Here is a 24510-nt window from a genome sequence, read left to right on the forward strand (position 1 = left end):
ATATATTATTTAAGTAAATTATTGTTTCTTGAAAGTTGTCGTACTTTGATATTGTTCCGTAACTACTTCTAAAATGAGAGGGATTCTTTGTTTCAATTCACTTACATGTGAAATGATTCCTACCATTCTCCCTGTAGATTTTAAACTTAACAGTGTATCTAAAGCTGTTTCTAAAGTTTCTTGGTCTAATGTTCCAAATCCCTCATCGACGAACATAGAATCTAATGCAATACCACCTGATTCTTGTTGAACTATCTCACTTAAACCTAAAGCTAAAGCTAATGAAGCTTGGAAAGTTTCCCCTCCAGACAATGAACTAATGTGCCTAGATTGATTAGAGTGTGCATCAAACACATCAATCTCAAGTCCACTGTATCCTTGTGAAACTTGTGATCTACGTGTCAATTGATACCGCTGACCTGTCATTAAAGATAAACGTTGATTGGCTTGAGCTAAAATTCTTTCCAAATAATAAATTAACACATAATTTTCTAATGTTAATTTTTGTTCATTTTTCCCTGCTAGAATTTCTGCTAGTTGAAAAACTTCTTGTTGTGTTTTTAATTCACTTTCTAATTTACCAATAATATCTCTAATTTCACTTATTTTTTTATTATTAAACGCAACTTTATATTCATGTTGACTCAATTCAGTACAGATTAATTCAAACGCTTGTTGCTGTTGTTCAAAAGCTTCTATTAGATGTTGAGTATCTTCTAACTTTTTATCGGAAATCTCTTCTTTTAATTGTGAGATTACTACTTCAAAAGATTGTTTTGATTTATTAAATTCAGTTATTTCATTTTCTAGAGATTCTTTTTCACTTACTTTAGAAACTGTATTATATACTTGTTCTAAATCCGTGAAACCAATATGTTTCATTTCATCATCAATTTTCACACTTATATTTTTAATCTCTTGTTCAATTTCAGATAAATTATTACTTAAATGATTTCTATTATTTTGTTCTATAGCAAGTTTACTCTTATATTGTTGTATATTCTTCTCCAACTCATCCAAGTTTTTTTCATATTTCTCAATTTCACTTTTATTGTTTTCAAAAACCTCTATAAAAATATCTACATCAGTATAACCTGTAGTATTTTCAAAATCATTTATAGCCATTTCATTTTGTTTTAGATTATGTTGTTTAGTTTTCTTATCTAATTGTAATTGATGATACTGTTGTTCACATTGTTGTTGTAATTCCTTTAATTCGACAATCGCTTCATTTTCCTTTTCAATTCTCTGTTTTTGTTCTACTTTTTTCTTAATTTCCAACTCAAATTCTTGATAATTAATATTTTCTAATTTCTCTTCATCAAATTTTGCCAACAGTTCCTCTATATAATTCAGTTCGCTTTCAACTTTAATTTTATCTTCAGTTATATCATTTTTCTTTTGTTCTAACTGTGCAAGACTCTTGTGTCGTGCAGTTAAATCATCAAAATCGATATGTTGCGTTATAGTTTGTACTTGATTACCACAAATTGGACAAGTGTCTCCAACATTTATTGCTGATTGCAAAGTACTAATCAAATCTTGCTTGTTATTTAAATCTATACTTGTTTTATCTATTTTTTTATAAGCATTCGTTACCTGTTGAAGTTCATCATATAACTTTTCACTGTAATTTGCTTTTTGATGTTTTCTTTCTTGTAATTGTAGGTATTCTTTTTTATCAAGTTCATTTTGTTTTAGCACTGTAACTTCATTATTCAACCTGTAAATTGTTTCATTTATTTGTTCTATTTTCTTATAGTTCGGTACTCTACCGTTTATTTTTCCTTTAATTTCATCTAATTGCTTTATTTGTGTATCTATCTTTGTTTGAAGTGATACAAAACCTTCTTTAAGTGATTGTTGCTCCTCATATGCCTCTTTGTACTTTTGGGATCTTTCAAAGAAAAGTTTTGTCTTTTCAATAAAGTTTTTAATATCTGTTATTTTATCTGAGTCACTTTTATGAGCATCTAACTGTTCATTTGCTTTTTCTATTTGAATTTCAAGTTCTGAAATAATTTTTATTTTTTTATTGATATCTTCTTTTGTTTTTTGTTGTTTTGTATATAATTCGTCTTTAGACTCTAATAAATTAGCAATTGGCCTTACCTCATTAATTGCATTCAAACGATTGATTTTTTCATTTATATCCTTTTCTTGAGTTAATAGTCGTTCATAGTTTTGTTGGTTTTCTGCCAACTTATTTAATGTTTCTTCTAATTTTTGGTTGTTTTTCAAACAAGCTTCAGCATCATTCAACTTAGTTTTATGCTCAACCTTTTGTTGTTTTAATTTATTCTGAATATGTTCCGCTTTATCATCAAATACTTTTAATACTTCAAGCACTTGATTTGTTTGTCTTGGATTAATAGCTTTATTGTCAATTAAAGTTTCATCGTTGAATGTTTCTAAATCTAGCCAATTTGTTTCTAACAAATGATATCTTTGTTCAATTTGGCCTCTAACTTCTTTAACATCTTCGGATAAGTTTTTTTGTATTTCTTCAAAACGCTGGCTATTAAAAAGTGTCCTTAATATTTCTTGTTTATCAGAACTTTTTGATAATAAAAATCTTTTGAATTCTCCTTGAGGTAAGATAAACAACTGTCTAAACTGCTCAGCGTTTACTCCCAATAATTCTTTAATAAATTGATTACCATTCGTTATTTTACTTTCTCTAAGTTCATACTTCTCAGTTTCCATTTGATATACAGCAAGTTGACCAAGTGTTTTATTCTTATTACCTTCTTTAACAAAAGCCCCTTGTCTTTTTATTTTAAAATATTGGTTTCTTAATTTGAATTCAAATTCTACTACCATAGGCATCTTACTTTCAGCAAAATGACTTCTCAAATCACTTTCTTTTCTATCTTTTGTAGAAGCTTCTCCAAATAAAGCGTAAACAATGGCATCAAAAATCATAGTTTTTCCTGAACCAGTTTTACCACTAATTAAAAATAATTGATTATTATTCACATTATTAAAATCAATTTTTTCATTTAAAAAAGGACCAAAATTATTTAATTTAAGCGTTATTGGTCTCATTTATTTAGAGCCTCCTTCTAATATTGTACGCATAACATACTCAATTTTTTCTTTTTGGTTAGTTGTTAATTTTTCATCTGTTATGCTTTGATAAAAATTATCTATAATAGTCCCATCATCAAGCTTTTGTATTTCTACATTTTCGTGATGCATCGATGTATTAAATTCAAAGGTTTGGTTAGTTAATGCTAGAGTATTTGGATAAATTTGTTTTAAATGCATCATTGGATCATTCACATGTGACATATGCTTTAATTTAAAATGTATATAGTTTTCTTTATTTTTAACTTCTAACTTTTCTTGTATTGCATCCTCATAATCACCTTCTATAACTTCCAGTTGTCTTAACGGCTTCAAAGGTGTAAACTTATCTTTTATATCATTTTCATTTATTGAAATTACTCTATAACCTTTAGGCTGATTCACTTCCGAAAATGAATATTGTAATATAGACCCACTATAATTTATAAAATTTGATTCAATACTAAATGGGTGATGTAAATGCCCTAATAGTACTCTATCAAATTGCTGAAACATCTTCTCTTCTACTGATTCTACCGTACCAATAGTTAATGGTCTCTCAGAATCTGAACGTATGCCACCTTGCACTGTTAAGTGACCTATGAACATATTTATTCTATGTTTATTAATCACTTCATTCATTTGATTCAAAGCATATCCAAGTGCCTGTTGATGTGTTTCAATTTCTTCATTATCGAAGTAGTATTGCATCTCATTAATTGTTGCATATGGCAATGTATAAAAGTCTACACCATCTATTGAAATAGGATTTTGCATATCATTCAAACCCGTGCGAATATACATATTCGATTTTTCAAACCACTTAGCACCATAATTCAATCTTTCTTTACTATCGTGATTACCACTAATTAAAATTAATGGAATTTTCATTTCAAGATTCAAGGTATCAATCGTATGCTCCAACAATTGAATCGCATTTTTATTAGGATAACTCGTGTCATATAAATCTCCGGCAATGACAATTACATCAGGTCTTTCTTCTCGCATCGCCTCAATAAATTGTTCCAATATGTATGATTGATCTTCTAACAATGACTTGCCATTTAAAATTCTACCTAAATGCCAATCCGCTGTATGTACAATCTTCATTTCAACACTCCCTTTCAAGAACGTTCGTTCGTTATTTTATTATATTATACTTTAAGCATATTAAAAATGAAGCAATCTTATTTTATAAGATTTCGTAACCTATCCCTATTTAGATGGCTAGAGTCGATATGGATAAAAGTATTGCCTGAGCCAATGATTATTTAATGATTAAGGCTGAGACAATTAATTTGTCCCAGCCTCGTGTATAACTTATTGAATTAAAGTTCTTTTCACCTTTTTGTATTTGTATAACATCGCTAAACGCCAAGGTACAATCATACAAAACGCAAGTAGGAAAAACATTCCTGCAATTTCGCCAGGATCTATCTGATTACTTATAAAAATTTTAATTATTGTACGTACTAAAAGTAATGTTATAAGAATTATAGGAAAGGCTTTTGAACGTTTCATATAAATTTCACTACCTTGTGTTTCAAACCTAGATGTCCAAATTAGAATAGTAGAAAATAAAACACCTAGAATAATACATTCTACTATTTCAAAACCTGTTAACCTAAAATATGGAACAACGTACATTAATGCCCCCGTTGCCATAAAAAAAGGAGGTAATATAATTTTCTTTTCATTTACTGGAAAGTGTTGTGCTTTCATTCGCACAATTATAACACCTATTCCCATTAGAAATGCAAATACAATGGAAAATATTAAATACAACATGCTTACACCTACTTTAAGTTTCTACAAGATGATATTCACTTTGGTTAGTATATCATTTAAATAAATAATAATCAGTATTTGTATGTCCATTTTTATTTACTATTAACCAATAGCACATATATTATATCTTAGTATTTTTTAAATTACTAAGAAAATAATTGCAGTTCAATCGAATATCATAGATGAGCACAAATAAAAATACGATAAGATAAGCCTTTTTAAAAGCTCATCTTATCGTACTTTTATTTAAAAAGCATGTGTCTGGTTACATGTCGATAATGCATCATTTAAAGTGTATCTAAGATAATTCATATCATGAATTTGCATCGCATTATGATATTTCTTAAATGCCTCATCGGTCGGAAAGTTAATATGCATATTTGCTAGTCGATCAAGTACTTCTTTATCTTCCATGTCATAAGCATCCTTCACTTATCGATACCTCCCTTATATATATATTATAACAAACCACATTTTAGAATCAATTATTTTCTGAATATTTCAATAAATTAATACAGCTATAATATTATATAAACTTAATACCAATACTTTTAATTAAAAAATCATCAAAACATCATTTTATTATTTACTCTTCTATATACAAGAATGTTTAACCGATATTATTTATATTACTTATTCAAAATCAATCTAAAAATTCATGTATATAAGCTCACTCAATTTTAAGTAAAAGGTTATTTTCAAAACAAACGCCATGTAAATATATAAATTATAAACAATGTAATGATATTTTTATCTATTTTCTTACGAAAACTTGTGTAATAAAAAAGTAAAAATCGAAAAAGTCATTTTAGAAACAGTAAGTTAGATAATCCATATATATCATTAAATTGATTATTGAAACTAATATAGCAACTTAACCCTATGAGTTATAGTCTTGCCTTTTGTTATAAGTAAAATCAAAAGCATAATCCACATAAGCCCACCACAGACAAAAATAAGGGCTAACAACTACTCAATGTAAGTAGCTGTCAGCCCTTTATTTATGCGCTATTTCTTTTTCTTCATAGCGTCTTCCTGATTTTTATTCATCATTGTCATCATTTGATTAATTTTCTTTTGAGATGGTTTTTGACCCATTTGCATCATCATCATACGTAGCATTTCTTCATTAATTGGTGGGTTCTTTTTAAGATAATCCATCATATATTTTCTTGCAAGGAAAAATCCACCGACTAATCCTAGAATTAGTGCTAACACGATTAATAATATTGCTAACCAAGTTGCCATTGTTTCACCCACTTTCCTATCCTAATGAATTTTACTAAAATTAGTTCCCCTTTTCAAGAGCAACTCAATTAATATAGCGTTTCGACTTATGTATTATACCAATTAAAAATTAACTTTGTAAATATAAGTATATTTTTATTTCTAAAAATAAAAAATTGGTATGAGAACCTAGGCTCTCATACCAACAAATTAAGCTTAGTTACATAAATTAAAATGTTTGAATTTGATTCAATACATTTTCTTTTGTGAAGCCATATTTTTCAACAACTAAGTCTCCAGGCGCACTAGCACCGAAACCATCGATACCGATAACTTTACCTTCAGTACCTACATATTTATGCCAACCAAGTGGCGAAGCCATTTCAATTGCTACACGTTTAGTAATTGATGATGGAATTACTGATTCTTTATATTCATCAGTTTGCTGATCGAACGCATTCCAGTTTGGCATAGAAACAACACGTACACCTTTACCTTGTGCCTCTAAATCTTTAGCCGCTTCAATTGCTAAGTTAACTTCAGAACCAGTAGCTAATAATAAGAATTCTGGCTCTTTGTCTGATTCAAATACTACATACGCACCTTTACGTACGCCCTCTTCTACAGTTTCTTTCGGTAAATCCATAGTAGTAAGATTTTGACGAGTTAAAACAAGTGATGTTGGTGTATTTTCAGATTCTAATGCTACTTCCCAAGCTACACGAGTTTCGTTACCATCCGCTGGACGAATAACATTCATGTTTGGAATGGCACGTAAACCAGCTAATTGTTCAATCGGTTCATGTGTAGGGCCGTCTTCACCAACTGCAATTGAATCATGTGTGAAGATAAACGTTGAATTTAATCCCATGATTGCTGAAAGACGTAATGCTGGTTTTAGGTAGTCACTGAACACGAAGAAAGTTGCACCATAAGGGTGTAAACCGCCATGTGCAGCCATACCATTTACTGCAGCGCCCATTGCAAATTCACGAACACCAAACCAAATATTTTTACCTTCTGGTGTATCTTTATCAAAATCTGTTGCATCTTTGACATTAGATTTATTTGAACCAGCTAAGTCAGCTGAACCACCAAAGAATGAAGGTACAGTTTTACTTAAAGTTTGAATTACTTCACCAGAGTCAGCACGTGAAGCACCACTATGTCCAGCTTCAAAGTGTGGTAACTCATCTCTATAGTTTTCTGGTAATTTACCACTGATAGTCAATTTAAATTCTTCAGCTAATTCAGGGTATTTATTACTATATTCTTCAACAAGTTTATTCCATGCTTCTTCTTTTTCGTTAGCACGTTTCAACATACTTTGTTGGAAAATTTCATAAACTTCTTCTGGAACATTGAAACGTTTTTCAGGATCTAAACCATAGTTTTCAAGCGCTAATTTTCTTTCGTCTTCACCAAGAGGCGCACCGTGAACACCATGTGAAGCTTGTTTATTAGGCGCACCATAACCAATAATTGTTTTAATTTCAATAATTGTTGGTACATTTTGAGATTTAGCTTCTTCAATCGCTTTATCAATTGCGTCTAAATCATTACCTTCTTCAACTAAAATGTGTTTCCAACCATAGGCTTCAAAACGACCCTTAACATCTTCAGAAAAAGCTTTATTTAAATCTCCATCTAATGAGATATCATTTGAATCATATAAAACAATCAATTTGTCTAATTGGTTATGCCCTGCTAATGAAGCTGCTTCGTGAGAAATACCTTCCATTAAGTCACCATCTGAAGCAAGAACATATGTGTAATGGTCCACAACTTTAGCATCTTCTTTATTAAATTTACCTGCTAAATGCTTTTCAGCCATAGCCATACCAACAGACATAGCAAAACCTTGTCCAAGTGGACCAGTTGTAACTTCTACACCATCAGTGTGTTTGAACTCAGGATGTCCTGGTGTTTTAGAACCCCATTGTCTAAATTCTTTTAATTCTTCTAATTCTAAACTACCTGAAACATGTAATAAGCTATATAATAGTGCAGAACCATGTCCAGCTGATAATACAAAACGATCTCTGTCAAAGAAATCTTTTGATTGGGGATTAAAATTCAAGTGACGTGTCCATAATGTGTATGCCATAGGAGCAGCGCCCATTGGTAATCCAGGGTGTCCTGAATTTGCTTTTTCAACTGCATCGATACTTAGCGCTCTAATCGTATCTACCGCTAATTGATCTTTTTCTTTATTCATCTAAATGACTTCCTTTCTTTTAGCAAGTTTCTATATTATTATACCTTATTTGGTATCTATTTAACAAAAAATTGATTTAGTTTTTATCTTCTTTATTTTTAGAATCTAATATATTTTTCACTTTATCAGGCGTTACATCGTTTCCTTCAGGATCTATGACTCTTGTACTTTCAATTTGTTGCTTAAATTTTTCTCTAAATGAATCTAAGTAAGCTTTTCTCAATTTAGATTGTTCTTTAGCTTCTTTTTCAGTCAAGCCTTTTTCTTTTTTCTTTTTCGCTAATTCATTTATACGTTGTAAATCTACACCGTCTTTATCAGCCATAATAAACCTCCGATATTGTTGATATAGAAAAATATAACAAAAAAATGAACGAAACTAAATTGTTTCGCTCACAAAAACACCATTATATTAACATTTACATTCACTAAAGTTCACGCCGCTAAAAACTATTAGTGAACAGCTGCCATCACTTGCTGTGAAGTTTGTTCGCTTTGTAGTTTAGTTTCATTATTACTCTGTTCGCCATTTACTGATTGTCTTGTCATTTGATGGTCAGTCATTTCGTACGTCTGTTCTGAATTCGCACTATTGTGTGCACTTAATATAAATAAGGCGCAAAGTATCATTGTCACCGTTAAAACTATAATATAAGACTTTATTTGCGATTTATAGTTCTTCATCATTTATAACCACTCCTAGAACATTTGTTTGTATAGTTACTTTATCAGAACATCTGTTCTATGTCAACAACCAGACGAACAAACGTTTGTAAAAATGCTATAATCATGCTATAATTAAGTTAAATTAAATTAGGGAGTGCCTATTATGAGAGAGTTAACTAAACGACAAAATGAAATTTTTGAATATATCAAGCAAACCGTCCAATCCAAAGGGTATCCGCCAAGTGTTAGAGAAATTGGAGAAGCTGTTGGATTAGCCTCTAGTTCAACAGTTCATGGCCATCTATCTAGATTAGAGGAAAAAGGTTACATTAGAAGAGATCCAACTAAGCCTCGTGCCATTGAAATTGTGTCAGAACAATTGGGTGAATCAATTAATATGGAAGAAACAATCCACGTTCCTGTTATAGGGAAAGTAACTGCGGGTGTACCTATTTCTGCGGTTGAAAATGTTGAAGAATACTTCCCATTACCAGAACATTTCACTTCAACACATAATAGCGATATATTCATCTTAAATGTTGTTGGTGACAGTATGGTTGAAGCTGGCATTCTTGATGGAGATAAAGTTATCGTAAGAAGTCAAACTATTGCAGAGAACGGAGATATCATCGTTGCGATGACAGAAGAGAATGAAGCGACTGTTAAGCGTTTCTATAAAGAAAAAACTCGTTATCGTTTGCAACCAGAAAATAGTACAATGGGACCAATTTATCTTGATAATGTAACTGTATTAGGAAAAGTGGTTGGATTATTTAGAGAAATGTAATTGATATTTTGACCAATGCTAACACTCTCAAAAAGAGAGGGTGCGCTCATCGCGCACCCTCTCTTTTTTCATCTTTTTTCATCTTTTTTCTCTAAAACGTCTTTTACTTTTTCAAGTATATCTTCTGTTTTGTCTTTTTTGTTTGTTGTCATAACTTTTCATCCTCACATGATAACAGATACCCTCACACAACAAACCTTAAACATTATCCAGTATAATTTTCTGTCCAATAAGGCTGACGATTTTTATTAAAGTCAACACCTACACCAAGCGTATTAAATTCTTTCTTAAGAATATTCTTTCTGTGTCCTAATGAATTCATTAAGTCTTGGTGAGCATAAATACTATTTGTTTGACCATATGCCAAATTTTCACCTGCTGCATTAAAATCGTGTCCGTCAGCTTCCATACGATCAAATGGAGTATCGCCTGATAAATTATTATGATCAAAATAATTATGTTCAGCCATATCTTTACTGTGTTTTCTAGCCGTCTCAGAAATACTAGTAGAATATTTAAGTGGCTCTAACTCATGCTGTACACGTTCTGAATTAACTAAATCAAAGTTTTGCAATTCAAAGCTTTGTGCTAATCCCTCAGATGGTGCGCCATATTGTTGTTGTAATCGGTTTTCCATTTTTTCACTAACTTGTAATAGCGCTGTTAAGTTATTGCTCTCATGTTTATCATAAAAAGCTGTTGTGTATATTTTGTCTTTATGAAAATTATCAAATTCATCATCTTGAACATCAAATTTCACATGTCCTTTTTGCTTATCAGTAATAGGTTTACCTAAACGGTCCCTTACCTTATCTTTAGGTGTGCCATATTTAATTTTTGATTTAGATGATATAACGTTTTGGTTACTATATAGCGCATTTACTTTATTATCTATATAACTAACCATCACAAATCCTCTATAACTATCCGAATAATACGTGTGCCAATTTGTACCATATTCATTTGATGAGACACGTTGGGAACTCCCTAGCTTTTCTTCTACAGCATCTTTAGTCATATTCATTTGAATATTGTTAACTGCAAATTCTTGTTTACTAGGTACTTTCAACGCATCTTCATTAGTTGTTTTTGATGAAGACCAATCAGCAACTTTATCCTTTAATTGCTGTTGTACTGTAATCATTGGTTCTGTTTCTTTGATTGGTAGGACAAGAATAACTACTAAGAAAGTAAGTACATATAAGAATAATTTTCTAATTTTTTACACCTACTAATATATTAGTCTCTATCACCATTAAAAATTGAGTTTCTTACAATTACATAATCCACTTTTCTTAATGATTTAAGGTCAGTGCCACCCGCATATGAAATTGAACTTTGCAAGTCTTGTTGCATTTCAATCAATGTATTAGATAATGACCCTTTGTGCTCAACAAACATTTTCTTACCTTCTACATTTTTATGTTCACCTTTTTGGAATTCAGAGGCGCTACCAAAATATTCTTTATATAGTTTGCCATCTAATTCCACTGTTTCACCAGGTGACTCTTCATGCGCAGCAAATAATGACCCAACCATTACCATAGATGCACCAAAGCGTATAGATTTAGCAATATCACCATGCGTTCTAATACCACCATCAGCAATAATTGGTTTTCTTGCTGCTTTACTACAGTGATTTAATGCTGATAATTGCCAACCGCCTGTACCAAATCCTGTTTTAATCTTAGTTATACAAACTCTTCCTGGTCCGATACCAACTTTGGTAGCATCTGCACCAGCGTTTTCTAATTCGCGTACACCCTCTGGAGTACCAACATTACCTGCGATTACAAATACTTCAGGAATGTGTTGTTTAATATGTTTAATCATATTGATTACAGAATCTGAATGACCATGTGCAATATCAATTGTAATATAATCTGGAATTACTTTTTCATTAGCTAATTGCTTTACAAAATCGAATTCACGTTCTTTAACACCTACAGAAATTGATGCAATCAAACCTTTTTCATGCATTCTCTTAGTAAATGGGATACGTGCCGCTTCATCAAATCTGTGCATTATATAGAAATAATCATTTTCAGCAAACCATTCAGCTAATTCTTCATTCATTACTGTTTGCATATTTGCTGGAACGACTGGTAATTTAAAACTTTTTGGACCAAATTGAACTGTCGTGTCACATTCAGAACGACTATTTACAATACATTTATTCGGTATTAGTTGGATATCTTCATAATCAAAAATCTTCATTGTTAACAAACCCCTAACATTTTTAATAAAACATTTATTTAATGGTAAGATTTTCATGATTTATTCAATAATTATATGGAGAATAATAGTTATATTTACTAAAATTCCCGAACAATAACTTTTTATTTATCTTTACCAATAGATAATATACATTGTTTTAAACTAAATGTAAATGGACTTAAGTCGTAAATTACCAACTTGCTTTTTTAACACCTGGGATTTGTCCTTTATGTGCATGTTCACGTAATGCAATACGTGACATTCCAAATTTACGATATACACCTCTTGGTCTTCCAGTAACTTTGCAACGACGTGTTAATCTTGTAGGTGATGAATCTCTTGGTAATTTTCTTAAAGCCTCATAATCACCTTTAGCTTTCAATTCTTTACGTAACTCATAATATGCTTCAACTAATTGTTCTCTTTTTTGTTCTTTCGCTATTTTTGATTTCTTTGCCATTGTTCTAACTCTCCTTATAAATCGTAATCATTACGTTTTAAATAATAACATACTCACTTTATATTTCAACTTAAAAGTATTTGAAATTATTTTCTTTATATGCTAAAATTTTAAAACGTAATCATTCCTGTTAAGAAAGAGGTGTTAACTTTGCGCGTAAATATTACATTAGCATGTACAGAATGTGGCGATCGTAACTATATTTCTACAAAAAACAAACGTAATAATCCTGAGCGTATTGAATTAAAAAAATTCTGCCCTAGATTAAATAAATATACGTTACATCGTGAAACAAAATAATTTCTCTGCTAAAATTATCTTTTAAATACGACAATTTAAATACAACAGTATGTTGTAATGATATTTAGCTTATAACACTAGAGTTATCTTCATTAAATTATGATGACTTATGATTGCCAACTACATTTTTATAATTGTGGTTGGCATTATTTATTTTCATCTTTAATTTCTATTTAATGGTACCCTCAATTTATAAAAAAAAGAAACTCATAATGGGGCTCTTGAGACTGTCGACAGTTTTTTGTGCACGCTTTTCACAGTAACTACATGTATCTGTAGTCTTCGGCTAGTACTCTTTCCACAGGATTCGGCCCAAATAACTGCTAATATTATACTAAAAAGATTATATATAAATTAAACAGTGGTGGTGTTTATAATGTTGAATGCACCAATTGATAATAGAGTCAACTTTGTTCTAAAAGACCACTGCTATTTTGAAAAAACAACTATACAAATATAAATAAACAAACCTTAGGCGAACTATCACCTAAGGTTTGTTTTGTCTACGTTCTGAAGAGACTAATTACGGGTCTCTTTTTCACATGTAAGTAAATACTTCTAAACTAATAACTAATCATCATTTTCAAAAGGATTAGAAACACTTATTTTAAAAGTATTCATACTTCATTGTTTTTCTACATTATTAATCTTTAATTTCTAAATCAACATCATTAATATCAATACCTAAAGCTTTCGCTACACCTTTACCATATTCGCTATCAGCTTTAAAACAGTGACGGATGTGACGGTGTTGTACTTCTAATGTAGTACCTTGCATCTCGTTTGCAGTATTTTCAAAAATGCGCTCTTGTTGTTCTTTAGATTGCAATCTAAATAAGCGTCCTGGTTGTTCAAAGTAATTGTCATCATCTTGTCTGAAATCATATTCATAAGCTTCACCTTCAACTTTTAAGCCAGGTTTTTTGAATTCAGGTTGATCCTCAAACGAACCATCACTATTTGGATAATAATGAGTGCCTCCACCTTGATTATTATCCAAAATTCTCATTTGGCCATCTCTACTAAATGGGCAGATATTTTCAATGCCTACACCTTTTGGTTGATTTACTGGTATTTGCCAATGATTTACACCTAATCTATAACGTTGAGCATCACCATATGAGAATAAGCGACCTTGTAACATTTTATCTGGTGAAAAATCTAAACCAGGTACAATATTAGTAGGTGCAAAAGCAGCTTGTTCTACATCTTGGAAATAGTTATCTGGATTACGGTTAAGTTCCCATTCTCCTACTTCTATTAATGGATAATCACCTTTATACCACACTTTAGTTAAATCAAATGGGTTATCTTTATGATTTCTCGCTTGTTCTTCCGTCATCACTTGGATGTACATCTTCCATTTCGGATAATCTTTATTTTCAATTGCTTCGAATAAATCACGTTGTGATGATTCTCTATCGTCGGCAATAATTTTCGCTGCTTCGTCAGGTTGTAAGTTTTCAATACCTTGTTGTGTTCTATGATGGAACTTCACCCAAACGCGTTCGCCTTTGTCGTTATACATTGAGTAAGTATGAGAACCAAAACCATGCATATTTCTAAAACCTTTTGGAATACCACGGTCAGACATCAAGATTGTAACCTGATGTAATGCTTCTGGTAATGACGTCCAAAAATCCCAATTATTTTGAGCACTACGCATGTTTGTTCTTGGATCACGTTTAACTGCGTGATTTAAACTGGCGAATAATTTAGGATCTCTGAAGAAGAATACTGGTGTATTATTACCAACTAAATCCCAGTTCCCCTCATCTGTATAGAATTTCAAAGCGAATCCTCGAATATCACGCTCTGCATCTGCTGCACCACGTTCACCTGCTACTGTTGAAAAACGCGCAAACATTTCAGTCTGTTTACCAACTTCAGAGAAAATACTTGCTGAAGTATATTGCGTAATATCATTAGTAACTGTAAAGGTACCAAATGCGCCTGACCCTTTTGCATGCATACGTCGTTCTGGAATCACCTCTCTATCAAAGTGAGCCATTTGTTCTAAAAAATACCAATCTTGCATTACTAGTGGGCCTCTTGGTCCAGCAGTCATACTATTTTCTCTATCAGAAACTGGTGCACCAAATAAGCTAGTTAATTTTTTATTGTTGCTCATCACATTTCCCCCTCATTCTCTATCCAAATAATAATTATTATTACCTAGTACTTATTTTAATGTAAAGTAGTTTTAAAAGCAACATATCTAACATTAATTAATTAGACTATTTTCGCAATATTTAAACATTTTGCGACTTTTAGCCGATAAAAAGCATTGCTTGTGTCTATCAAAAGCATTAAAATGGAGTGTATATATTTTAATTAACTATTAGGAGACTTATTATGGCACAAAATAATATGAATCGTGGTCTAAATTCTCGACATATTTCAATGATAGCAATTGGGGGTGCCATTGGAACCGGACTTTTTGTTGCTACAGGTAATGTAATTTCTCAAGCTGGTCCTGGTGGTGCTATATTAGCTTATTTAATTATTGGGGTAATGTTATATTTCTTAATGTCCTCTATTGGGGAACTAGCCACATTTTACCCTGTTTCAGGATCTTTCAGTTCTTACTCTACCCGTTTTGTAGATAAGTCATTAGGATTCACTATGGGATGGCTCTATTGGGCAATATGGTTACTCGTTACGAGTGTAGATATCATTATTTCTGCAAGTGTACTTAATTATTGGGATACGTTTCAATTTTTCAGTCCAGTAACCTGGAGTATTATCTTTTTATGTTTACTTTTCTTATTAAATATATTTTCAGTTAAAGCATTTGGTGAAACTGAATTTTGGTTATCGTTAATTAAAGTAATTACAATTATCGTCTTTATCGCCATCGGTATTCTAACTATCTTTGGTATTTTAGGTGGTAAAACATATGGACTTTCAAATTACACTGTGGGAGAAGCGCCATTCGTTGGCGGTTTTTCAGGTTTCTTAGGCGTACTACTCGTTGCAGGATTTTCAGTTGGTGGTACAGAGGTAGTTGCAGTCACTGCAGGTGAATCATCTAATCCTGATCGTTCGATGCCAAAAGCAATAAAGCAAGTTTTTTGGAGAATATTATTATTCTATGTTTTATCTATTGCAGTTATTTCTGCAATCATACCTTATACTGATCCTTTATTACTAAACGAAAGCGAATCGGTATCTCAAAGTCCATTTACAATTGTATTTGATCGTGTGGGAATTGCTTTTGCAGCATCTGTGATTAACGCAGTTATCTTAACTTCGTTATTATCAGCAGCTAACTCAGGTATTTATACAACTAGTAGAATGTTATACTCAATGGCTGAAGACAAACAAGCACCAAGATTCTTAGCAAAATTAAACAAAACAACAAAACTACCTTTGGTTGCACTATTCACAACTTTCATTATTGTATTAGCAGTAATTATATTGGCTCAATTCAAATCAGATATTGTGTTTACATTACTTAATATCATCGGTTCTTTAGTTATTGTTATTTGGGCAGCTAGTATTCTAGCTCAAATCAGACTTCGCTTAGCAATTAAAAAGCAAAACAAAGACCCTAAAGATGTGCTACCGTATAAAGCACCGTTTTATCCTTTAGGTCCGATTATTGTAATCATCGCTTTACTGTTCTTGTTTGGAGGTAATTCGTTTGGTGCAGCATTATCAGGAGATATTAGTGCACTATTTAGAAACATAGTACCTATAGTCATTTTAGTTCTAATATACTTAGTACATAAATTTATTAGAAAAACTAAAATTGTAAAACTCGAAGAAATTGATCTAAAACGTCACGACTTGAACTAATTATTTCATATTAAACAGGCTAAATAACCTTTAATATGATGAGCACACTAACAACTGAAATATGATATCTCAAAGTTACAAAAATGGGGATACGAAAGCAATTTAAACATTGATTTTGTATTCCTGTTTTTTGTTATATCGTATTTTATTTAAAATACATAGATTTGTCAGTATAATACAAAAATATTTTTATTAATTCTTTCCAAATACATAAGCCTCAGTTATTTTCAGTTATATAGAAGTATAGTATAATAATTAATAACAATGACGTAACTTAGAGGTGGAGAATATGATTGGACAAACGAATTTATTTGACGATATTTTAGAAACTGAAGAACGCTTCGTTATAGTTGTGCAATCACTTGAAGATAAGCATCAACGCTTAATCAAACGTACATTAAGAGAGTATAGTAGTTTAGACCATTCTCAAATGGAAAGTCTTTTTGAACATTTGAAAGACTTATTCTTGCAAGAAGACTTTGAGGAAAACCAATCTGCATTTGCAATAACTGTTTATACTAACTTAGACTACGCGGCAGATCATGTATACGCACATGTCAAGCGACATCGTGGCAAAAATGAATGGACGCACACCGCAAAATAATATACACCATTCATTAAAAATTTAGTGTATTAGTAATCTTACTATCGCAACCTTTTATAAAGTCATAATTTACATTGATTTAAACATATCAAATAGGACAGCCACACTGAAATTTCATATTCATTGAATTGATTTCAGTGATTACGTACAAAATCAGTTTATTCATTCTAAAGCTTGCTATAAGCTACTTTTGAATGTTAACAAACAACCATTAGCATTAAAGAAAGAGCCCGAGACACATAACTGAGTGTCTCAGGCTCTTTCTTTAATTTAATAAGGATTTTAAAGCATGTGGAATACCATTATCACTATTACTTAAAGTTATCTCATCAGCAACTTTCTTCACATCATCATTAGCATTTCCCATTGCTACAGCGTGTCCAACAACTTTTAACATAGAGATATCATTGGCACTGTCACCAAAAGCAATGACTTCTGATAGATCAATTTGTACTTTTTTACATAATTCAGTAACGGCATTTCCTTTTGATACACCATTAGCCATAAATTCTAAGAAATAAGGTTTACTTGTAGTAACATCAATTTCTTCATTAAAATGGCCTGCCAAATCTTTATTGAGACTTGCAATCGTAGGTACATAGTCAACGCCCATGACTTTAGGCACATCTTCTTGAATAAAATCCTTTAAGTCATCTACATGTTTCATAGGCAATCCAGTTAATTCAGATTCAATATTCATATATTCATGTTCACCTTCGTAAACAATAAATCCATCTTGATAAGTTAATACAAATAATTCATTTTCCCTACAATAGTCGACTATAAAATCAAAATTTTCTTTAGAAACAGTACGGCTTACTTCAACTGCTTGTGTATTAACATTTACGGTTTTCCCACCATTATAGCTAATTACATAACTTTGAAATTTATCTAATTGTAAAGTTTTAGCAGTAGGTAACATACCTTCTGTAGGACGTCCTGATGCTAATACAACTTTGTACCCTTTATTTTGTATTTCAATTAAATAACTTTCTGTTTCAGGACTCATTTGATTCTCACGGTTCATCAATGTATCATCCATATCCATTACTACCATTTTATATTCACTCATGTTGCTTGTCTCCCTTCAACGTCTTCATTCTATATTACAACAAATTATTGACGTTGGTACAACACTTTGAGTTCAATACCAGTCTCATTAATCGTCACCAACTCTGAACGACAATTTTCAAATGTTCTTTTTAATTCTCTAACCAATTCACCACTACGTTCAGGACCTATCATAGTAAGTACGGTTGGACCTGCACCACTGATCACTGTAGAGTATGCTAAATATTGTTTTGCTAGTCCTTTAATTGTCTGGAATTCAGGGATTAAATTTTGTCTGTATGGTTCATGAAACCCATCTTGCTCCATCATTTTTCCAGCTAATACGTAATTATGTTGAATAAGTGCACTAATCATCGTGTTACTAATTGCACTATTTTGAACAGCTTTTTTATGTGAGAAGGTATCAGGTAAAGCATTTCTTGAATCAATCGTTCTTAATTCATAAGATGGTACTGTGATAATGATATCTACTTTAGGTGTATCAATATAAGAAACATCAGTCACCTTAGTTTCTGGGTTGTAATAACCTAAGACTAAACCACCGTAAATCGTCGGTGCAACATTATCTGGATGACCCTCAAATTCGGTAGCGAGTTGCAGTAATTCGTATTTTGACAACTCAATGTCACCAAAATAATTTGCTATGTATAAGGCACCTACTAAAGCAGATGCCGAAGAACCTAATCCTCTAGCCAATGGAATCTCACTTCTCATTTTTACTGCTAATGGTGGTAAAACTACATTATACTTATGCGCAACTTTTTGTGCAATTTGGTAAATGTAATGACTACTATTTGTTGGTAAACCTTCTACATTAGGACCAATATGGTTAAACGACCAATGATCGTCATCACTTATTTTCACATCTAAATATAAAAATTTATTTAAAGCCATACCAATTGAATCAAATCCGACACCTAAATTTGCAGTAGATGCCGGGATTTTCAAATGTAACCTTTCGCTCATGCTAAAGTGCCCCTTTGATATATTCTAAAATACTTTCTCTATCATTTGGCAATGGTTTAATCGGATTATCCAACAAGGAAATTGCAGTATCTGGATCTTTCAGACCATTACCTGTTAATACAGAAACCACTTTTTTACCTTGAGGTAAATTGCCTGCTCGATGTAACTTGATAAGTCCGGCAATCGATGCGTTACTAGCTGGCTCACTGAATACGCCTTCGTTACGCGCCATCAATTGATATGCTTCTAAAATTTCTTCGTCAGTAACACTATCTATTTGGCCATTAGACTCTTCGAGTGCAGCGGTTGCTTTATCCCAACTTGCAGGATTTCCAATTCTGATTGCTGTTGCAACCGTGTCCGGATTTTTCACTACTTTATTTTGAACGATTGGCGCAGCACCTTCAGCTTGAAAACCAAACATTTGTGGTAATTGCGTATCATTTGCTTCATGGTAATCTTTGAAACCTTTCCAATATGCAGAAATATTTCCAGCATTACCAACTGGAATTGATAAGATATCAGGCGCAACACCATCTAATTGTTGGATGATCTCGAAAGCACCCGTTTTTTGTCCTTCGATACGATAAGGGTTTACTGAATTAACTAGAGCAATTTCTCCATTTTTAGCAATTTCTTGAACAATTTCTAAAGCTTCATCAAAATTACCTTCAATTGATACAATTTCTGCTCCGTACATTACAGCTTGTGACAATTTACCCAATGCTATTTTACCTTCTGGAATAACTACAATGGCTTTTAATCCAGCACGTGCAGCATATGCAGCTGCCGAAGCTGATGTATTTCCAGTAGAGGCACAAATTACAATTTTCTTGCCTTCTTCTTTCGCTTTAGCCATTGCCATGACCATACCTCTATCTTTGAATGAACCTGTCGGATTGGCCCCTTCATATTTTACGTGTAATTCAATACCTAACATTTCAGACATGTTTTCACAATAAATTAATGGTGTGTGTCCTTCATTTAATGATAAAGATGGTGTTTTTTCAGTTACTGGTAAATAATTTTTAAATTCTTCTACTAAACCTTTCCAATTCTTCATATTAATTAAACCCCTTCTACTGGATAAATTTTCTTAACGATATAACCTGACTCTGTAATTGACACTTCTGGGTTTTCATCGATCCCGATTACTGCAACACCGACTGTATGAGCGTCACGTTCAGTTACTGCTAATGATTTATGGAAAGGTAAAGCACCCTTAAGTAAAGTTTCAACTTTATTGATATCTTCACCGTCTGTTTGCACTACAACGTAATAACTTTCTTTTTCCTTAATTGATACCGTATCTCCATCGTCCATAATCGCTTTTGTTTTTTCAGTTTTTAATTCAAAATGTGGCGGTAAAGTGTGTAAATTTGTATCAAAATTTAATGTTACATTCAATAGATCACTTACAACCGCGCTTCCAGTAGCGAGGCTACCAGCACCTTTCCCGTAAAACATTGTTTCGCCTACTGCATCGCCGATAACATAAATTGCATTAAACTCATCTTCAACAGCGGCTAATTGATGGGCTTTGTTTATAAGTGTAGGTGAGACAGAAGCTTGTACTTGGCCATGCTCATATGTCCCTTTACCAATCAACTTAATCTTATATCCAAGATCATCGGCAACTTTAATGTCTGAGGGCTCAACATCACTAATGCCATGTCTTACCACATCATCTAAATTAATAACTTGGTTAAATGATAAATATGAAGTAATGACAACTTTTCTAGCAGCGTCGATACCTTCAACATCATCAGTTGGATCTGCTTCTGCAAAGCCTAATCTTTTCGCTTCATCTAATGCATCCTCGAATGACGTTTGTTCTTTTGTCATTTTACTTAAAATAAAATTAGATGTTCCATTCAAAATACCCATAAATTTACTAATGTTATTAGCATTTAATCCATTGTTAATTGCGTTTACAATTGGAATACCACCTGCGACACTAGCTTCATATTTTAAAGCTACATCATTTTTTTGTGCTAAATCTTCTAATACATTTAGATGCACCGCTAATAAATCTTTATTTGCAGTCACAACATGTTTCTTTTGAATTAATGCGCGTTTCAACCAATCCACTGTTGGCTCAATACCACCCATAACTTCTACTACAATATCAATTGAATCATCGTTTAATATTTCATCAATATCTTCAGTTAAATTATAATTCGACACATTGATTGGACGTTGTCTTGATTTATCTCGAACCAATATGTGTCGAATATTAATGTTTTTATTCATTGTTTCTTTTATTTGTTCTCTATTTTCTTCAATAATTTTTACTACACCAGAACCCACAGTTCCTAAACCTAGTAAGGCTACATTTAATTCCTTCATAATTTCATTCCTCCGATTGTTCTTCTAAAAAATACAGTTGTACAGTTGAAAAATACTTGAATATGGTATAGTATAAATTCATTCATTATTTTTGTAAAGGTGAAAATTTAGATTCTATATCTATCCTATCACTCTCGTGATAAAAACTAAACAAAATTTTCTGATTTTTTAGAAAGGTTGTATGTCCCATGAAAGTTGCCAAGTTTGGAGGAAGTTCTGTATCTACTGCAGATCAAATCAAAAAAGTATTAAATATCGTTAATTCCGATGAAGATCGGAAAATCATCATTGTTTCCGCACCAGGTAAGCGTCATAAAGAAGATGTTAAAACAACAGATTTACTTATTCGTCTGTATGAAAAAGTCATTGCTGATTTAGATTACATTTCTAAAAAAGAAGAAATTATTCAGCGTTTCGCTGATATCATTTATGAATTAGATATGAGTGATAACTTATTAACTACCATTGATCAAACGTTAGAAAATTTTATTGCTACATTAAAAGATAAACCTTCACGTTTATTAGATGCTTTACTTTCATGTGGTGAAAATTTCAATGCACAATTAATTGCAGAATATAATAATAGTCAGGGCACACCAACTCGCTATATATCTCCTGGCGAAGCGGGCATTCAAGTTACCGATTTGCCCCAAAACGCACAAATAACAGATCAATCATATGAAGTGCTATATAACTTAAGAGCATATGACGAAAAATTAATCATCCCAGGTTTTTTTGGTGTTTCAAGACAAAACTATATCGTAACATTTCCTCGTGGCGGGTCTGACATCACTGGTGCTATTGTTGCAAGAGGTGTCAGAGCAGACTTATACGAAAACTTCACTGATGTTTCAGGCATTTTTAGAGCAAACCCAACAATTGTCAAAAATCCTGAAGTTATTGATGAAATTACTTATAGAGAAATGAGGGAATTATCTTATGCAGGTTTCGGCGTCTTTCATGATGAAGCTTTACAGCCTCTGCATAAAGATAGAATTCCTGTCGTTATAAAAAATACAAATAGACCAAATGATACAGGAACATTTATTCGTCATGATAGAGAAATTAATTCTAATAATATCGTGAGTGGTATTAGTTGTGATAAAGGATTTACTGTATTAAATATCAAAAAATATTTAATGAATAGACAAGTAGGATTCACTCGTAAAATCTTAGGTGTCTTAGAAGATTATAATATTTCTTTCGACCATATGCCTTCAGGTATTGATAGCATCAGTATCATTATGCGCTCAAAAGAAATTCATAACAGAGAAGAACAAGTGCTTAATGATATTCGTGATAAATGTGACGTTGATGAGTTAAGCGTAGAACATGATTTAGCCATTCTAATGATTGTTGGTGAAGGTATGCACAGAATCGTTGGTACCGCTAACACAATTACACATGCGTTGGCAGAATCTAAAATAAATTTAAAAATGATGAACCAAGGTGCTTCTGAGATTTCAATTATGTTCGGTATTGATGTAGCTGATGCAGATAAAGCTGTGAAATCAACTTATGAATATTGCTACAACGGAAAATGTTTAAAAATATAGCATCACACATTATTTAACAAACAAAAAACCCTTCAAATTCATTTTGTCTTCCTATTAGGACTAACGAATGATTTGAAGGATTTTATATTGCTTTTTTCTCTGAAATAAGTGCTTGATTGATACGTTCATCTCCAACAACTAACCTCAATATTACAAACTGATAATAACTTAATGAATCTATTACATTTCTATAATTTGGTAGTTGATGATAATCTATTGGATCTAATAGTTCATACATTAATACAATTTCTGGTTTAATATAATCTACATCCCATTTAATAGAATGGAAGTAAATATTTTTCTCTGGCAACCTTATATTATGATTCCATCTAAACATCCATTCTTCATCTTTTACATCGTATACAATCACGGTCATAACCAAAGTATCACCATCATATATATTAGCATGAGTTATCTTTGAAAAGTCTACTGCTGTAAAATCAGAAGTACTATGTGAAGTATCGTGCAATAATGTTCGATATTCATTTGGAATATATTTTAAAACTTCTCCCAGAAACTTTCTCTCTACACTAATATCAACTTTATTCTCAAGATTAAATGCATCATGTAAAAACAATTGTTTTGCTACTTCACCATTATATTTAATTAAATTTGGTACATTAATATTTAAAATTTCGACAATTCTCTTTATCGATTTATTTTTTTCATTTTCCAAATGTGCACCTCCTGACAAAAAGTAAGCGTTTCCAATAATTAATATTATATAGTTTGTCCATAGATATTTCAATGTATTAAATACAAAATCGTGAAATAAAACACAAATTATTTTAAAAACTGCCTACCAAGGTATAATCATGGTTGGGATGATTATCTAAAACATCTGGTCTGTTTAACAGAAAAATACCATTAGCGTTTGTATTAAGTGTTCTTTGAATGTCGGCAATAGCAGGTATTGTCTGGTATAAATTATTATCAAATATATATGGTACAGTGATGAAGTAATATCGAATACGGTATTTTGAAAATGTTTGTACTACATCCGACCCCACAATGATATGGAAAGCACTATCAACCACGCCATTAGGTACAATAATATTGAAATTTGTGTACCTCGATACGTATTTAATAACATCTGTAGAGTAACTAATCACAGATATTTTAATATCATAATTAGAAAGTTCGTCTAAAATTTTATATGCAAAAGGATGATTATCAAAAGCTATAATATCCTCATGTTTAATTGTTCGAGTAATATGCTCGAGATATTCTTTTATCGTACTCAAATCGCTTTTCACCATCTTCCTTATTTTATATTGCATATAATTTATTATAGCTATTAATCTCCATAAGTTAAACCGTTATCTATTTTAAAAAATACCACTTAAGTACTCAAAAGATACGAAAGGAATTAATTTACAAATATAAATTATGTACAGGTTTGTTATAATATATTACTATGAATATAATTAT

Annotated in this window: 23 protein-coding genes; 5 read left to right on the top strand and 18 right to left on the bottom strand. The window is 31.7% G+C overall.

All coding sequences use genetic code 11. The annotated features are described in order from the left end of the window. Nucleotides 1–18: 18 nt before the first annotated feature. From sbcC to sosA, 8 genes are all read right to left on the bottom strand, one after another. Nucleotides 19–3048 carry an exonuclease subunit SbcC gene (gene sbcC, locus ACSUE0_RS04970; protein WP_436956353.1) on the bottom strand — a complete coding sequence of 1010 codons (3030 nt, stop codon included), beginning with the start codon at nt 3046–3048 and terminating at the stop codon, nt 19–21. After that, entirely contained in the window at nt 3049–4179 is a 1131-nt protein-coding gene (sbcD, locus tag ACSUE0_RS04975) for an exonuclease subunit SbcD (RefSeq protein ID WP_119615275.1), read from the bottom strand. It abuts the gene before it with no gap. A 210-nt stretch (nt 4180–4389) separates the two neighbouring features. Then, nucleotides 4390–4857, bottom strand: a complete 468-nt coding sequence (locus ACSUE0_RS04980) for a CcdC family protein (protein WP_017724380.1) — start codon at nt 4855–4857, stop codon at nt 4390–4392. Between the two features lie 246 nt (nt 4858–5103). After that, nucleotides 5104–5289: a hypothetical protein gene (locus ACSUE0_RS04985; protein ID WP_017724379.1), complete on the bottom strand. Its 186-nt coding sequence runs from the start codon at nt 5287–5289 to the stop codon at nt 5104–5106. A 576-nt stretch (nt 5290–5865) separates the two neighbouring features. After that, nucleotides 5866–6105 (bottom strand): YneF family protein, encoded by a 240-nt coding sequence (locus ACSUE0_RS04990; RefSeq protein WP_017724378.1) that lies wholly within the window; start codon nt 6103–6105, stop codon nt 5866–5868. Nucleotides 6106–6313: 208 nt separating this feature from the next. Then, a complete protein-coding gene (gene tkt, locus ACSUE0_RS04995; protein ID WP_119615035.1) occupies nt 6314–8302 on the bottom strand; it encodes a transketolase in 1989 nt (662 codons plus the stop codon). 76 nt (nt 8303–8378) lie between these two features. Further along, nucleotides 8379–8627: a DUF896 domain-containing protein gene (locus ACSUE0_RS05000; RefSeq protein ID WP_107531355.1), complete on the bottom strand. Its 249-nt coding sequence runs from the start codon at nt 8625–8627 to the stop codon at nt 8379–8381. 128 nt (nt 8628–8755) lie between these two features. Beyond that, nucleotides 8756–8989 carry a DNA damage-induced cell division inhibitor SosA gene (gene sosA / locus ACSUE0_RS05005; protein WP_119615036.1) on the bottom strand — a complete coding sequence of 78 codons (234 nt, stop codon included), beginning with the start codon at nt 8987–8989 and terminating at the stop codon, nt 8756–8758. A 142-nt stretch (nt 8990–9131) separates the two neighbouring features. Between sosA and lexA the strand changes: the two genes are divergently transcribed. Next, nucleotides 9132–9755 (top strand): transcriptional repressor LexA, encoded by a 624-nt coding sequence (lexA, locus tag ACSUE0_RS05010; protein WP_017724374.1) that lies wholly within the window; start codon nt 9132–9134, stop codon nt 9753–9755. Nucleotides 9756–9960: 205 nt separating this feature from the next. Here the strand turns inward: lexA and ACSUE0_RS05015 are convergent, their stop codons facing one another. From ACSUE0_RS05015 to rpsN, 3 genes are all read right to left on the bottom strand, one after another. After that, nucleotides 9961–10899 carry a CAP-associated domain-containing protein gene (locus tag ACSUE0_RS05015; RefSeq protein ID WP_436956357.1) on the bottom strand — a complete coding sequence of 313 codons (939 nt, stop codon included), beginning with the start codon at nt 10897–10899 and terminating at the stop codon, nt 9961–9963. Between the two features lie 95 nt (nt 10900–10994). Next, nucleotides 10995–11972 carry a GMP reductase gene (gene guaC / locus ACSUE0_RS05020; RefSeq protein ID WP_119615037.1) on the bottom strand — a complete coding sequence of 326 codons (978 nt, stop codon included), beginning with the start codon at nt 11970–11972 and terminating at the stop codon, nt 10995–10997. Nucleotides 11973–12162: 190 nt separating this feature from the next. Beyond that, nucleotides 12163–12432, bottom strand: a complete 270-nt coding sequence (rpsN, locus tag ACSUE0_RS05025) for a 30S ribosomal protein S14 (protein ID WP_017724370.1) — start codon at nt 12430–12432, stop codon at nt 12163–12165. A gap of 150 nt (nt 12433–12582) precedes the next feature. Here rpsN and rpmG point away from each other — a divergent pair, with 150 nt between their 5' ends. Continuing rightward, a complete protein-coding gene (rpmG, locus tag ACSUE0_RS05030; protein WP_017724369.1) occupies nt 12583–12732 on the top strand; it encodes a 50S ribosomal protein L33 in 150 nt (49 codons plus the stop codon). 643 nt (nt 12733–13375) lie between these two features. Here rpmG and ACSUE0_RS05035 read toward each other — a convergent pair. After that, the gene (locus tag ACSUE0_RS05035; protein WP_119614798.1) at nt 13376–14863 is read right to left on the bottom strand and encodes a catalase; all 1488 of its coding nucleotides are present in this window, start codon (nt 14861–14863) and stop codon (nt 13376–13378) included. 224 nt (nt 14864–15087) lie between these two features. Between ACSUE0_RS05035 and ACSUE0_RS05040 the strand changes: the two genes are divergently transcribed. Beyond that, entirely contained in the window at nt 15088–16533 is a 1446-nt protein-coding gene (locus ACSUE0_RS05040; RefSeq protein ID WP_119614797.1) for an amino acid permease, read from the top strand. A gap of 289 nt (nt 16534–16822) precedes the next feature. Next, nucleotides 16823–17137, top strand: a complete 315-nt coding sequence (locus ACSUE0_RS05045) for a hypothetical protein (RefSeq protein ID WP_017724366.1) — start codon at nt 16823–16825, stop codon at nt 17135–17137. Nucleotides 17138–17402: 265 nt separating this feature from the next. On the opposite strand, the gene ACSUE0_RS05050 is transcribed toward ACSUE0_RS05045, so the two are convergent. Genes ACSUE0_RS05050 through ACSUE0_RS05065 form a run of 4 tightly spaced genes read right to left on the bottom strand, consistent with a single transcriptional unit; the run spans nt 17403 to nt 21523 of the window. Next, nucleotides 17403–18209, bottom strand: coding sequence for a Cof-type HAD-IIB family hydrolase (locus ACSUE0_RS05050; protein ID WP_119614796.1), 807 nt, complete (start codon nt 18207–18209; stop codon nt 17403–17405). Between the two features lie 44 nt (nt 18210–18253). Further along, nucleotides 18254–19174, bottom strand: a complete 921-nt coding sequence (gene thrB, locus ACSUE0_RS05055) for a homoserine kinase (protein WP_436956361.1) — start codon at nt 19172–19174, stop codon at nt 18254–18256. A gap of 1 nt (nt 19175) precedes the next feature. Then, nucleotides 19176–20237 (bottom strand): threonine synthase, encoded by a 1062-nt coding sequence (gene thrC, locus ACSUE0_RS05060; protein WP_119614794.1) that lies wholly within the window; start codon nt 20235–20237, stop codon nt 19176–19178. 5 nt (nt 20238–20242) lie between these two features. Then, the gene (locus ACSUE0_RS05065) at nt 20243–21523 is read right to left on the bottom strand and encodes a homoserine dehydrogenase (RefSeq protein ID WP_436956363.1); all 1281 of its coding nucleotides are present in this window, start codon (nt 21521–21523) and stop codon (nt 20243–20245) included. A gap of 188 nt (nt 21524–21711) precedes the next feature. Here ACSUE0_RS05065 and ACSUE0_RS05070 point away from each other — a divergent pair, with 188 nt between their 5' ends. Continuing rightward, nucleotides 21712–23079 carry an aspartate kinase gene (locus ACSUE0_RS05070; RefSeq protein WP_119614792.1) on the top strand — a complete coding sequence of 456 codons (1368 nt, stop codon included), beginning with the start codon at nt 21712–21714 and terminating at the stop codon, nt 23077–23079. An 82-nt stretch (nt 23080–23161) separates the two neighbouring features. Here the strand turns inward: ACSUE0_RS05070 and ACSUE0_RS05075 are convergent, their stop codons facing one another. Then, on the bottom strand, nt 23162–23755 hold the full coding sequence (locus ACSUE0_RS05075) for a hypothetical protein (RefSeq protein WP_017724360.1): 594 nt from the start codon (nt 23753–23755) through the stop codon (nt 23162–23164). 112 nt (nt 23756–23867) lie between these two features. After that, a complete protein-coding gene (locus tag ACSUE0_RS05080) occupies nt 23868–24323 on the bottom strand; it encodes a hypothetical protein (RefSeq protein WP_119614799.1) in 456 nt (151 codons plus the stop codon). Nucleotides 24324–24510: the final 187 nt, after the last annotated feature.

This window comes from Staphylococcus sp. AS1337 (assembly GCF_051408735.1).
Lineage (GTDB): Bacteria > Bacillota > Bacilli > Staphylococcales > Staphylococcaceae > Staphylococcus > Staphylococcus xylosus_B.

What these genes read in the sequence shown, in the direction of transcription:
- sbcC (WP_436956353.1), bottom strand. Translation starts at nt 3,048, where the DNA reads ATGAGACCAATAACGCTTAAATTAAATAATTTTGGTCCTTTTTTAAAT.
- sbcD (WP_119615275.1), bottom strand. Translation starts at nt 4,179, where the DNA reads ATGAAGATTGTACATACAGCGGATTGGCATTTAGGTAGAATTTTAAAT.
- ACSUE0_RS04980 (WP_017724380.1), bottom strand. Translation starts at nt 4,857, where the DNA reads ATGTTGTATTTAATATTTTCCATTGTATTTGCATTTCTAATGGGAATA.
- ACSUE0_RS04990 (WP_017724378.1), bottom strand. Translation starts at nt 6,105, where the DNA reads ATGGCAACTTGGTTAGCAATATTATTAATCGTGTTAGCACTAATTCTA.
- tkt (WP_119615035.1), bottom strand. Translation starts at nt 8,302, where the DNA reads ATGAATAAAGAAAAAGATCAATTAGCGGTAGATACGATTAGAGCGCTA.
- ACSUE0_RS05000 (WP_107531355.1), bottom strand. Translation starts at nt 8,627, where the DNA reads ATGGCTGATAAAGACGGTGTAGATTTACAACGTATAAATGAATTAGCG.
- sosA (WP_119615036.1), bottom strand. Translation starts at nt 8,989, where the DNA reads ATGATGAAGAACTATAAATCGCAAATAAAGTCTTATATTATAGTTTTA.
- lexA (WP_017724374.1), top strand. Translation starts at nt 9,132, where the DNA reads ATGAGAGAGTTAACTAAACGACAAAATGAAATTTTTGAATATATCAAG.
- ACSUE0_RS05015 (WP_436956357.1), bottom strand. Translation starts at nt 10,899, where the DNA reads ATGATTACAGTACAACAGCAATTAAAGGATAAAGTTGCTGATTGGTCT.
- guaC (WP_119615037.1), bottom strand. Translation starts at nt 11,972, where the DNA reads ATGAAGATTTTTGATTATGAAGATATCCAACTAATACCGAATAAATGT.
- rpsN (WP_017724370.1), bottom strand. Translation starts at nt 12,432, where the DNA reads ATGGCAAAGAAATCAAAAATAGCGAAAGAACAAAAAAGAGAACAATTA.
- ACSUE0_RS05035 (WP_119614798.1), bottom strand. Translation starts at nt 14,863, where the DNA reads ATGAGCAACAATAAAAAATTAACTAGCTTATTTGGTGCACCAGTTTCT.
- ACSUE0_RS05040 (WP_119614797.1), top strand. Translation starts at nt 15,088, where the DNA reads ATGGCACAAAATAATATGAATCGTGGTCTAAATTCTCGACATATTTCA.
- ACSUE0_RS05045 (WP_017724366.1), top strand. Translation starts at nt 16,823, where the DNA reads ATGATTGGACAAACGAATTTATTTGACGATATTTTAGAAACTGAAGAA.
- ACSUE0_RS05050 (WP_119614796.1), bottom strand. Translation starts at nt 18,209, where the DNA reads ATGAGTGAATATAAAATGGTAGTAATGGATATGGATGATACATTGATG.
- thrB (WP_436956361.1), bottom strand. Translation starts at nt 19,174, where the DNA reads ATGAGCGAAAGGTTACATTTGAAAATCCCGGCATCTACTGCAAATTTA.
- thrC (WP_119614794.1), bottom strand. Translation starts at nt 20,237, where the DNA reads ATGAAGAATTGGAAAGGTTTAGTAGAAGAATTTAAAAATTATTTACCA.
- ACSUE0_RS05065 (WP_436956363.1), bottom strand. Translation starts at nt 21,523, where the DNA reads ATGAAGGAATTAAATGTAGCCTTACTAGGTTTAGGAACTGTGGGTTCT.
- ACSUE0_RS05070 (WP_119614792.1), top strand. Translation starts at nt 21,712, where the DNA reads ATGAAAGTTGCCAAGTTTGGAGGAAGTTCTGTATCTACTGCAGATCAA.